Below are 11,425 nucleotides of genomic sequence, written 5' to 3'. Positions count from 1 at the left end.
ATGCGGGCAACCGAGTTGAGCAGCGCCCCGAACCTGGCAGCGCTGTACCTGAAGGCGGTGGCGACGACGCCGAGCCGGCGCGGTGGTGGCGAGTTGCCGGACACCGAGTACGTGCGCCGGGACATCACCGTCGACCGAGAGCACCTGGCCGAGTACAACCGGATGTGCGGCTTCGGGCTGCGTGACGAGCTGCCCATGACGTATCCGCACATCCTGTCCTTCGGCACGGCGGTGCGCCTGATGACCGACCCCGGCTTCCCGTTCCCACTGGTCGGGCTGGTGCACGTGGCGAACACGATCACTCAACACCGGCCGCTGCTGGTGACCGAGTCACCGACTCAGCGGGTGTACCTGTCCGACCTGCGGCCGCATCCCAAGGGCAGCCAGTTCGACGTCGTCACCGAAACCAGTGCGGGTAGTGAGACGGTGTGGACCGAGAGCAGCACCTACCTGCGTCGCGGCAAGCCGGACGAGTCGGCCGCGAAATCCGAGCGGACCGCGGCGATCGAGGCGGGAGCACCCACTGCGACGTGGCAGCTCCCCGGAGACCTGGGGCGCCGCTACGCGGCGGTGTCGGGGGACCGCAACCCGATCCACCTGCACCCGCTGACGGCCAAGGCATTCGGCTTCCCCCGCGCGATCGCGCACGGCATGTGGTCGAAGGCGCGCTGCCTGGCGGCGTTCGAGGGACGCCTGCCGGAGGCCTGCACGGTAGAAGTCGAGTTCGCCAAGCCGGTGCTGCTGCCCTCCACGGTCGAGTTCACCGAGCGGGCCACCGGGCAGGGCGATGGCAGGGGGAGGGACTTCGCGCTGCACTCCCGCTCCGGCAAGCTCCACCTGCGCGGTTCAGTGCGCTGAGTTTCCGGAGGTGAACGCGAGCACCTCGGCCTCCTCGTCGGGGGTGAGCCCGGCCTCGCGCGGGCGATCGAGTCCGAGGGTGCGTTCGTGCTCCAGCACGGCCGTGACGGTGTCGGCGAGCGGGCGAATCCTCAGCCCGGCTTCCAGGGATGCCGTGGCGTCGTGCGCGGTGAGTCCGTGGTGCGTCTCGGGCAGCCACAGCGGCATCGACTTCGGACCACCCCACGGATTGATTTCCACCTCGGCCAACGTCTCGGGCCGCACTCGCACGATCTCGGTGTCCTCGGCAGCCGTGAGTCCGGCGATCTCGTCCAGCAGCGGCCCGAGCTTCGTCGGCAGGCTGACAGCATCGAAGGTTCCCGCCATCCGCTGCTCACCGGCGTCGACGATCCACGCGGCGAGATCGCGGACATCGATGTGCTGGAACGGCTGGTTCGGTGCGTTCGGCACGACGACCCGACCACCGCGAGCGAAACGCACCGGCCAGTACCCGAAGCGGTCCTGGGTATCCCCGGGACCGACGATCAGCCCCGGCCGGACGACGAAGGCCTTCTCACCCATCGCTGCACGGACGGCGTTCTCCCCAGCGACCTTGACGGCCCCATAAGTCTCCGGGGTCGACTCCGTCTCCTGCTCCCTCGGTTCCAGCAGCGGCGATCCCGGCCGCTGTCCCGGCGTCGCGGTATCGGCGTAGACATTGATCGTCGAGACGAACGCCCAGTGCCCGGCGTTCGCTCCGAGCACGCGCAGCGCCTCGGCGATCCAGGGAAGCGACACGCGGGGCACGCCTCCGGGAAGCGACACGTTCGCCACGTCGACGACGTCGTCGAAGCGTTCTCCGCCCAGCACATCGAGCGCACCAGGCTCGTCCCGGTCCACCGCGACCAGCCTCGCACCATCGGGAACCGACCCCGACCGCCCACGCGCCGCGCATACCACATCGTGGCCACGCGAGACCGCCTCGGCAGCCACCGCTCCGGAAAGAAATCCCGTACCACCCAACACCAGAAGTCGCATGCGGCCACTCTCGCCATTCCCGCGGCAGGAGGCGAGCGATCTCGCTCAGGGTGAACGCGACTCGGCCCGCAAGAACCCGGCCAGGATCAGACGCAGCGTGCCCAACTGCTCGGCCGGTGCGAACTCCGAATCCGCTCCCGCTCGGGTGTACAGCGCATCGACCAGCCCCACCACCCAGGTGGCCGCCGTGGCCGGTTCGATCGAAGCGTCGATCTGTCCCTGCTGCGCGGCTCGGCGCAGCAGGACGGCCAGCTTCTCGCGGACCTCACGGTCGTCGCGCGTCACCAGTTCGGCCAGCTCCGAATCACGGCCGGCCTGCGCGACCACCTCGAACGCGAGCCCCGCTGCTTCGGGGTCTGCGAGGGAGCGAGCCATGTACTCGACCTGCTCGAGGACAGCGCCCCAGGGGTCGTCGGAATCGACAGCCGCCGCCAGCCGCTCGGCATTGTCCCGACCGTCCTGCTCGAAGATCGCCGTGAACACCGCGCGTTTGGAGGGGAAGTAATGGAAGAGACTGCCCGAACTGATCCCGGCCGCCGTGCAGATGTCGGCCACGGTTGTCTTGTCGAAACCCGCCCGCGCGAAACAGGAGGCCGCCGATTCGATGATGTGGCGGCGCTTGGCCTCGTGCTTGGCGGGATCGACAGTGCGCATGAGTCTTGATACCTGTCATCGGGGGACGCTGATTCGATGTCGTCGCGGTGGCGATTTCGCGCGGAACCGCCACACCCCGAGCATGCCTCAACCCGAGCTGTCCGAGGTACGGCGCCAGTACTGGCGCTTCTTCCCATCACGCACGACGACCCCCATATTGCCGAGTTCGGTACGCAGCGCGGCCGCGTCACCGCTCCTGTCCTCGTCCAAGGCCCGTCGGCGATCCGCGAACACGGCGTTGGCACCGGAATCGAGGGCGGGAGTGTCGGGCACCGCCCACGGCTCCGGTACGGAGGAGGCCAGCTCGAACGCCGGCTGCCACGGCATCCAGGACGTCGACGCCAGCCGGCCGGAAAGGAAGTTGAGCAACAACAGGAGCCCCGCGCCCAGCAGCGGGCAAACGACCCACGCGCCGTACCGCGACCATGCCGGATCCCGCACGACCGTCTCCGCCGGTGTATCGACTCCCCGGAAACCAAGCTCGTCATTATTAGAGCGAGCGCTCGGTTTTTCAACTCTTTCCGCGAACGGCACGCACATCGAGCACCGCTCCCAACGTGACCTATACCGCACCGGGCACCCTGTGGACCGAGCTGAACGCGCAGGTCAGTTACCCTTTTGGCGTACTGCTGGCCATTCACTGCCGTACGTGGTATTTCCGCGCGTGCGCAGTGAATCTGCACGGAAACCGGGAGCAGCGCCCGTGGCCCGAGTCGTTGTCGACGTCATGCCGAAACAGGAGATCCTCGATCCACAAGGACAGGCGGTGGCAGGTGCCCTGCCGCGTCTGGGCTTCGACGGAATCTCCGAAGTCCGCCAGGGGAAGCGTTTCGAACTGGAGGTCGCCGACTCCGTCGACGACGAGACGCTGGCCAAGATCGCCGAGACGATGCTGGCCAACCCCGTGATCGAGGACTGGACCGTGCGCAGGGTCGACTCATGAGCGCCCCTGTCACCACCGAGACCACCACCGGCGCCGCCGGTGCACGGATCGGCATCATCACCTTTCCCGGCACGCTGGACGACGTGGACGCCCAGCGCGCGGTGCGCCGCGCAGGCGCCCAGGCCGTCGCGCTGTGGCACGGCGACGACGACCTGCACGGCGTCGACGCCGTCATCGTGCCCGGTGGGTTCTCCTACGGTGACTACCTGCGCTGCGGCGCCATCGCGAAGTTCTCGCCGGTGATGACCGCACTGGTGGAGGCCGCGAACAGGGGGCTGCCGGTTCTGGGAGTCTGCAACGGCTTCCAGGTGCTGTGCGAATCCGGGCTGCTGCCCGGGGCACTGACCCGCAATGCCGGACTGCACTACGTCTGTCGCGACCAGTGGCTCACCATGGAGAACACCACCAGCCTGTGGACCACCCGTTACGAACCCGGTGCCGAGCTGCTCATCCCGGTCAAGCACGGTGAAGGCTCCTACATGGCCGACAAGGCGACCCTCGACGAACTCGAAGGCGAGGGCCGTGTGCTGCTGCGCTACGTCGAGGGCAATCCCAACGGTTCTGCGCGCGACATCGCAGGCATCACCGACGCGCGCGGCCGGGTGGCCGGCCTGATGCCGCACCCCGAGCACGCGATCGATCCGCTGACCGGTCCCACCGACGACGGTCTCGGCATGTTCCTGTCCGCCCTCGACGCACTGGTGGCAGCGTGAGCAACAACCCGCAAGACCCGCAGACGTCGGTGGCCGCGAGCGGTTCGTCCGTCGAAGCCGCCACCGACGGCCCCACCGCCGAAACCGGCACCGAGCTGGGCACCGTCGACACCGGTGGCCGTGGCACCGACGGCGATGGCGCGCCGACGGACTCCGTCGAGCACGCGCGGAACACGCCGGACACCGCCCAGCCCTACCTGGAGCTGGGCCTCAAGGAGGACGAGTACGCCCGGATCTGCGAGATCCTCGGGCGGCGGCCCACCGAGGCCGAACTGGCCATGTACTCGGTCATGTGGAGCGAGCACTGCTCGTACAAGTCCTCCAAGGTGCACCTGAAGTACTTCGGGGACACGACCACACCCGAGATGCGGCAGAAGATGCTGGCAGGTATCGGCGAGAACGCGGGTGTGGTCGATATCGGCGACGGCTGGGCGGTCACGTTCAAGCTGGAAAGCCACAACCACCCGTCGTACGTGGAGCCGCACGAGGGCGCGGCCACCGGTGTCGGCGGGATCGTCCGCGACATCATGGCAATGGGGGCACGTCCGGTTGCCGTGGCCGACCCGCTGCGGTTCGGTCCCGCCGAAGCACCGGACACCGCGCGGGTGCTGCCGGGAGTGGTCGGCGGCATCGGCGGCTACGGCAACTGCCTGGGCCTGCCCAACATCGGCGGCGAGGTCGTTTTCGACGACTCCTACGCCAGTAACCCGCTGGTCAACGCGATGTGCATCGGCGTGCTCAAGTCCGAGGACCTGCACCTCGCACATGCCAGCGGCGCCGGAAACAAGCTCGTTCTGTTCGGCGCTCGTACCGGACTGGACGGCATCGGCGGAGTCTCGGTCCTGGCCTCGGAGACCTTCGAAGGTGACGAGTCGGGAACGGGACGGAAGAAGCTGCCGAGTGTGCAGGTCGGCGACCCGTTCACCGAGAAGGTGCTCATCGAGTGCTGTCTGGAGCTGTACCGTTCGGGACTGGTCGTGGGCATCCAGGATCTCGGGGGTGCCGGGCTGTCGTGCGCGACGTCCGAACTCGCCTCCGCAGGCGATGGTGGAATGCGGGTCGACCTCGACGAGGTTCCCCTGCGCGCGCAGGGCATGACCCCGGCCGAGATCCTGTCCAGTGAGTCGCAGGAGCGCATGTGCGCCGTCGTGCAGCCGTCCGACGTGGACGCCTTCATGAAGGTCTGCGCGAAGTGGGACGTCACCGCGACCGTCATCGGTGAGGTCACCGACGGCGACAACCTCGAGGTCTACGCCGGCGGCGAGCTGGTGGTCGACGTTCCGCCGCGTACCGTCGCGCACGAGGGGCCCGTCTACGAACGACCGGTGGAACGGCCCGGCGAGCAGGACCTGATCGCCGCGGACAATCCGAACACGCTGTCCCGCCCGTCCACATCTGATGAGCTACGGGCCACGATGCTGCGGATGGCCGCCTCGCCGAACCTCGCTTCCCGGGACTGGGTGACCAGCCAGTACGACCGCTACGTGCGCGGCAACACCGTGCTCGCCCAGCCCTCCGACAGCGGCGTACTGCGGGTGGACGAGGACAGCGGCCGCGGGATCGCCGTGGCCACCGACTGCAATGCCCGCTACACCAGACTGGACCCGTACCGGGGTGCGCGGCTGGCGTTGGCCGAGGCATACCGCAATGTCGCGGTCACCGGTGCCACGCCGATGGCTGTCACCAACTGCCTGAATTTCGGTTCTCCCGAGGACCCGGGAGTCATGTGGCAGTTCCAGCAGGCGGTGCGCGGCCTCGCCGACGGCTGCGCCGAACTCGGCATCCCGGTCACCGGTGGCAATGTCAGCTTCTACAACCAGACGGGCACCAAACCGATCCTGCCCACCCCGGTGGTCGGAGTGCTCGGCACGATCGACGATGTCACCCGCCGGATCCCCACCGGAATCGGCGAGGAAGACGGGGAGACGCTGCTGCTGCTCGGCAACACCCACGAGGAGTTCGGGGGTTCGGAATGGGCCAGGGTCGTGCACGACCACCTCGGCGGCACCCCTCCGGAGGTGGATCTGGCTCGCGAGAAACTGCTCGCCGAGGTACTGCGTGCGGGCTCCCGGGACGGGATGATCTCGGCTGCACACGACCTGTCCGAGGGTGGGCTGGCGCAGGCTCTGGTGGAGACGGCGTTGATCGGCGAGACGGGCGCGCGCGTCGTGCTGCCCGAGGCTGCGGACCCGTTCGTCTGGCTGTTCTCCGAATCCGCGGGACGGGTGCTCGTAGCGGTCCCGCGCAGCGAGGAACTGCGCTTCACCGAGATGTGCAGTGCGCGGGAGCTGCCCTGCACGAAGGTCGGTGTCGTCGACACCGAGTCGAAGTCGCTGGAGATCCAGGACATCGCTCGGATCGATCTCGGCGAGCTCCGCCGGGCGTGGGAAGGTACCTTGCCGCAGCTGTTCGGCTGAGTTCGCTTCCGAGGCGTTTACGAGGACGTGCCCGGCGGCCGGACCGGCACGCCGGGCACGGTGCCCGCGCGCTGCCGGTGCGGCAGAGAACACACCTTCTCACTACCCTGGGTGGTGTTCAGGACTCATGTTCGACCTCCAGGTGTCCCCGGCCGTATGCTCCGGGCGTACCTGACGCAGGCGTGTACGACGAGCGGAGGGCGCCGCAGGCATGACCGGCTGGATAGCGCCTGTGTCGAGCGCTCACGAACCGTCCGCGAGTCACACGGACCGGCAGCGCTTCGCCTCGACCTGGGCGGAGGCACTCGTCGGCACGAGTTATGTGCCGATGACCAGTGCCGAGGTGGAACAACGGCTCCGCCACTACACCGACGAACTACTCGAATCCCTCGCCAGTGAACCGTTCGACACCACGGCCGCCCGCAAGGTGGGGGCGGACCTCGTGGCGGTGCACTTCACCGGTGCGGAGTCTCTCGCACGCACCGTCGACCTGATCGGCGAGAAGATACTACCGCTGCTACGACTCGACGACACCGCCGCGTGGCGCAGCAGGGTCTCGGCAGTGCAGGCGGCGGTCTGCTCGGGATTCACCCAGGCCGCACGCACCCGGACACTCGACGAGCAGGAAGCCATCCGGCAGGCGGTGCTCGATGCCCGGGACTCGGTGGAGCAGGCGCTGCGCACCAGCGAGGCCCGGTTCCGGGCGATCTTCTCGGAAGCCGCCATCGGCATCGGCATCGCCGACACCAAGAGCCGGATTCTGGAGACGAACTCCTCGTTGCGGCGCATCGTCGGGCGCAATGGCGAGGAACTGCAGTCCATGACGGTCTACGAGCTGATGGACCCGGAGGATCCCGAGGAAGTGTGGCATCAGTACGAGGAACTGGTGCGCGGCGATCGGGAGCAGTTCCGGGTGGAAAAGCCGTTCACCCGGCCCGACGGCAGCAAGTCGTGGACCGAACTGATCGTATCGCTGGTGCGGGACGAGGGCGGCCTGCCGCTGTACCAGGTCGCGATGATGGAGGACATCACCGACCGCAGAATGCTGCAGGAACGCCTGCGGCACCAGGCCCTGCACGATCCGCTGACCGGCCTGCCGAACCGGGCGCTGCTCCTGGAACGACTCGGAGAAGCACTCCAGGGCACACCGGGCAAGCGCATCGCGCTGTGCTACATGGATCTCGACGGGTTCAAGGCCATCAACGACAGCCTGGGGCATCCCGTGGGGGACAGTCTGCTGGTGGCGGTCGCCGAACGCCTCGCGGCCTCGGTCCAGGGATCCGACCGGTTGATCGCCCGGATGGGCGGGGACGAGTTCGTGATCCTGATCGAGGACTCCGACGGCGTCGACCAGGCCATCGAGGTCGCCGAACAGGTGCTCGACTCACTCGTCGAGCCGGTCCGCGTCGAGGGACACGAGCTGACGGTCATGGCCAGTGTCGGCATCGTGGAACGGACCATCGATGGTCAGACACCGGCCGAACTCGTACGCGACGCCGACGTGACGCTCTACTGGGCCAAGGACGAAGGCAGGAATCAGTGGGCGTTGTTCGACATCGAACGCAACGCAGCCGAGGTCGCGCAGTTCCAACTGTCGGCGAGAATGCCCGCCGCTCTGGAGCACGGCGAGTTCTACGTCGAGTACCAACCCCTGGTCGGCCTGCGTGAGCAATCGATGAGCGGAGTCGAAGCGCTGGTGCGCTGGTGGCATCCCGAACTCGGACGGCTCGGCCCGGACCGGTTCATCAGCCTGGCCGAGGAAACCGGGCTGATCGTATCGCTGGGACGCTGGGTGCTCCGGCGCGCATGCTGGCAGGCCACCCGATGGCAGCACGAGTTCGGCTCGGCGGCACCGTTCGTGAGCGTCAATCTCGCGGTTCGCCAGTCCCGGGACCCCGGCCTGGTCTCGGATGTGGCGGAGATTCTGGAAGAGACCGGGTTGCCACCGTCGAAGTTGCAACTCGAACTCACCGAAAGCGCCGTGATGGGCACCGCCGACGAGCCGCTCGGAGCCCTGCGCGCACTGTCGCGGATGGGCGTGCGGATCGCCATCGACGACTTCGGCACCGGTTACTCCAACCTCACCTACCTACGGCACCTGCCGGTGCACGAGCTCAAGATCGCGGGATCGTTCATGGAGGGGCTCCGGGAAACGGAAAGCCCCGATCCGGTCAATGCGCAGATCGTGAGCACACTCGTCGATTTGGCACACACGCTCGGGCTGACGGTCACCGCCGAGGGCATCGAGACACATGCCCAGGCACAGCGCCTGGCCGACATCGGATGCGAGACCGGGCAGGGCTGGTTCTTCGCTCGTCCCGGTTCGCCCGAGGCGGTTCGCTCCCGGCTCACGGACGAGTTCGGTTGACTCAACGGGTGAGTTGCCGCTCTGCCTGGGCCACGACCGAATGCACCGGGGCATGACCATCGCTGGTCACCCATGACACGCTCAGGCTCGGGCGTACCCGCTTGTGCCCGATGCGCATGGGCCGCCCCGCGAAACTCCGCACCTGTTCGGCGATCTCCGCACCGGTGCCGTTCGCATGTTCGACAACCACCGTGAATTCATCGCCGCCGTATCGAGCGACGGTGTGCTCGTCACACATGCCCTGACGGATTCGTGCCGCGAGTATCCCGAGCAACTCGTCACCCTGATCGAAGCCGTGGTCCCGGTTGAAAGCAGTCAGGTGCCGGATATCGACGAGCACCAGTGTCGTCAACGTCCCACGCATGCGCGAACGCACCAGTGCCTGTTCCAAGCGATCCAGTAACAACACACGGCCCGGCAGTCCCGTCAACGGGTCCAGTAACCCCCGACTGTGTGCGACACCCGTGTCCACCGGCTGCAACAGCATCAGTACCCTGTCCCGCCCTTGCATGCGCACGGGCTGGTAATCCACCCAGATCCGGCTCGACACCTGCCCGCTCGGTGCAACCACCAACGGCGTCGACAAGCGCGTTCTCGCACGCAGAACCTGACCGGCCAGATCCGCCCAGTCGGGCAGGGCCGCTCCCGTGTCGTCACGCACGACCCAGCCGTTCGGTCGAGAACCCGTCAGCAGGTCGGATCTGTCGAGCCGCATCAGCTCCGCCGCAGCGTCATTGGTGGCCAGCACCTGACCCCGTTCGTCCGTCAGTAAGAAACCCACCTCCAGACCGGCGATGAGCTCGTCCCAGACTCCCGTGAACTGCGACGGCACAGCAGCATCGACAACACTCATTTGGCCCTGTCCTCCCCACCAGATGGCGCAACGTAATTTGAGCCTCCCCGCCAAGCGGTAGGAAATTCAAGAGAGCAGCGGCCCCACATCATGGTGATATCCACTCCAGCGCACATAACGGAGAGTGGCCTTATCCGGCGGTACCGTTATCTCGGTACGCACGTCACTGCCCGCGCGCGGGTGCGGTGGTCCGCACCGCTTACGCTGTTTCCCGGTCATCCGAATCTCGATGACCATGGTCGAACCTGGATGGTGGAATCGTGCCGCTGACGGGAACGTCTCCGCGCTGGCGAGCTCTGGGCCGGAGAGTCCATGCTCACCGCAAGTTACTCACCGTGATCGGAGTCGCCGAACTGGTCGCCGTGATCATGGTATCCGCGATCAATCCGCACGCCCATATCGACGGTGAGGTCTACCAGCTCGGCGCTCGGGCTTGGCTGTCCGGCGAGGACATCTACCGAAACCTACCCGCCACCGATTCCGGTCTCCACCTGCCGTTCATTTACCCACCGTTCGCGGCGATCGCGTTCACGCCGCTCGCGCTGGTGCCGAAGCCGGTCGCGATCACCATGATCATGGTTGTGACGCACCTGTCGCTGCTGGCCACGCTCTACGTGGTTCTGGGAACCGCGGCATTCCTCACCGAGCACCGCGACAAGGTGCTGATGATCGCCGCTGCCGCACTCCCGCCGGCCACGATCACCGAGCCCGTCATCGAAACCATCACCTACGCCCAGATCAACGTGGTGCTGATGGCGCTGGTCGCCATCGACTGCCTGTGGCGCATCGGTGGCGATCGCAGACTGCCCTACCCACGCGGAATGCTCATCGGTATTGCCGCAGGCATCAAACTCACCCCGGCCGTGTTTCTGCTGTTTTTCCTGCTGCGCAAGGACTACCGAGCGATCGCGACGACCCTGCTGACCTTCCTGGTGACCGTGCTGATCGGTCTGGTGCTCGCCTTCGACTCCGCCAAGCGGTTCTGGTTGCACGAGATGCTTGCCAGCGGAGAAGTCTCCTTCGGACCGCGGTTCGAGGGCACCGCCGCCATCTACGCGGGCAACCAGTCGCTGCGCTCGCTGCTGGCCAAGTCGCAGGTACCCGCGCCGTGGTTGACCGTGGTCTTCGGGCTGCTGGCCCTGGCCATGTTGGCGGTGGCCGTGCTCGGCATGGTGCACACCCTGCGCAGACAGGATCCGCCGATGGCTCTGACCATCAACGGCATCCTGGGATTGCTGGTTTCGCCCATATCCTGGTCACATCACTGGGTGTGGGCGGTTCCCGGACTGGTGCTCCTGCTCGGAGCCGCCCTTGTCCGGCGCCACTGGCCCCTGCTCGTGGCCGCAACGCTCGTGGCCGAGTTCTTCGTACTCGGCCCGCACTGGACCGTGCCCCAGGGCGAGGGCAAAGAACTGACGTGGAACTTTTTCGAGCATTTGATCGGAAACGCCTACGTCTACTTCGGTGTGGCCTTCCTGCTGTACCACTTCCACGGCTGGTGGCACGCGCGCAAGGTCGCGCCCGTGCCCGCCGACGGCTCCGCTACGGTCGCTCCTGCCACCTCGAGACCGCAAACTCGGTAGAGCCCGAGCGAGGGAACCA

The 11,425-nt window shown here is 67.1% G+C and carries 10 protein-coding genes; 6 read left to right on the top strand and 4 right to left on the bottom strand.

The annotated features are described in order from the left end of the window. Nucleotides 1-858, top strand: coding sequence for a MaoC family dehydratase (locus JOF55_RS11205; protein WP_310273254.1), 858 nt, complete (start codon nt 1-3; stop codon nt 856-858). Here the strand turns inward: JOF55_RS11205 and JOF55_RS11200 are convergent. The 3 genes from JOF55_RS11200 to JOF55_RS11190 all read right to left on the bottom strand — a co-directional run bounded on the left by JOF55_RS11200 (nt 847) and on the right by JOF55_RS11190 (nt 2,970). Then, nucleotides 847-1,875, bottom strand: coding sequence for an NAD-dependent epimerase/dehydratase family protein (locus JOF55_RS11200; RefSeq protein ID WP_310273252.1), 1,029 nt, complete (start codon nt 1,873-1,875; stop codon nt 847-849). The genes JOF55_RS11205 and JOF55_RS11200 overlap by 12 nt on opposite strands. 45 nt (nt 1,876-1,920) lie before the next feature. Beyond that, nucleotides 1,921-2,529: a TetR/AcrR family transcriptional regulator gene (locus JOF55_RS11195; protein ID WP_310273250.1), complete on the bottom strand. Its 609-nt coding sequence runs from the start codon at nt 2,527-2,529 to the stop codon at nt 1,921-1,923. 87 nt (nt 2,530-2,616) lie between these two features. Next, nucleotides 2,617-2,970, bottom strand: coding sequence for a CysS/YqeB C-terminal domain-containing protein (locus JOF55_RS11190; protein WP_310273247.1), 354 nt, complete (start codon nt 2,968-2,970; stop codon nt 2,617-2,619). A 262-nt stretch (nt 2,971-3,232) separates the two neighbouring features. On the opposite strand from JOF55_RS11190, the gene purS reads away from it, so the two are divergent. The 4 genes from purS (at nt 3,233) to JOF55_RS11170 (ending at nt 8,970) form a co-directional block, all read left to right on the top strand. Continuing rightward, nucleotides 3,233-3,472, top strand: coding sequence for a phosphoribosylformylglycinamidine synthase subunit PurS (gene purS / locus JOF55_RS11185; RefSeq protein ID WP_310273245.1), 240 nt, complete (start codon nt 3,233-3,235; stop codon nt 3,470-3,472). Further along, on the top strand, nt 3,469-4,185 hold the full coding sequence (gene purQ / locus JOF55_RS11180; RefSeq protein WP_310273242.1) for a phosphoribosylformylglycinamidine synthase subunit PurQ: 717 nt from the start codon (nt 3,469-3,471) through the stop codon (nt 4,183-4,185). The genes purS and purQ overlap by 4 nt, the downstream gene beginning before the upstream one ends. Before the next feature lie 95 nt (nt 4,186-4,280). Continuing rightward, a complete protein-coding gene (purL, locus tag JOF55_RS11175; protein ID WP_374727455.1) occupies nt 4,281-6,602 on the top strand; it encodes a phosphoribosylformylglycinamidine synthase subunit PurL in 2,322 nt (773 codons plus the stop codon). Nucleotides 6,603-6,813: 211 nt separating this feature from the next. Next, on the top strand, nt 6,814-8,970 hold the full coding sequence (locus JOF55_RS11170; protein ID WP_310273238.1) for a putative bifunctional diguanylate cyclase/phosphodiesterase: 2,157 nt from the start codon (nt 6,814-6,816) through the stop codon (nt 8,968-8,970). Nucleotide 8,971: 1 nt separating this feature from the next. On the opposite strand, the gene JOF55_RS11165 is transcribed toward JOF55_RS11170, so the two are convergent. Then, the gene (locus JOF55_RS11165; protein ID WP_310273237.1) at nt 8,972-9,823 is read right to left on the bottom strand and encodes a GGDEF domain-containing protein; all 852 of its coding nucleotides are present in this window, start codon (nt 9,821-9,823) and stop codon (nt 8,972-8,974) included. A 260-nt stretch (nt 9,824-10,083) separates the two neighbouring features. Here JOF55_RS11165 and JOF55_RS11160 point away from each other — a divergent pair, with 260 nt between their 5' ends. After that, entirely contained in the window at nt 10,084-11,406 is a 1,323-nt protein-coding gene (locus tag JOF55_RS11160) for a glycosyltransferase family 87 protein (RefSeq protein WP_310273235.1), read from the top strand. The last annotated feature ends 19 nt before the right edge of the window (nt 11,407-11,425 follow it).

It is taken from the genome of Haloactinomyces albus, assembly GCF_031458135.1.
GTDB lineage: Bacteria > Actinomycetota > Actinomycetes > Mycobacteriales > Pseudonocardiaceae > Haloactinomyces > Haloactinomyces albus.
The sequence above is the reverse complement of the archived record's forward strand: the minus strand, read 5'-3'. Positions and strand labels throughout refer to the sequence as shown.

Coding starts and splice junctions, on each gene's coding strand:
- JOF55_RS11205 (WP_310273254.1), top strand. CDS start 1: ATGCGGGCAACCGAGTTGAGCAGCGCCCCGAACCTGGCAGCGCTGTAC.
- JOF55_RS11170 (WP_310273238.1), top strand. CDS start 6,814: ATGACCGGCTGGATAGCGCCTGTGTCGAGCGCTCACGAACCGTCCGCG.
- purQ (WP_310273242.1), top strand. CDS start 3,469: ATGAGCGCCCCTGTCACCACCGAGACCACCACCGGCGCCGCCGGTGCA.
- JOF55_RS11195 (WP_310273250.1), bottom strand. CDS start 2,529: ATGCGCACTGTCGATCCCGCCAAGCACGAGGCCAAGCGCCGCCACATC.
- JOF55_RS11165 (WP_310273237.1), bottom strand. CDS start 9,823: ATGAGTGTTGTCGATGCTGCTGTGCCGTCGCAGTTCACGGGAGTCTGG.
- JOF55_RS11200 (WP_310273252.1), bottom strand. CDS start 1,875: ATGCGACTTCTGGTGTTGGGTGGTACGGGATTTCTTTCCGGAGCGGTG.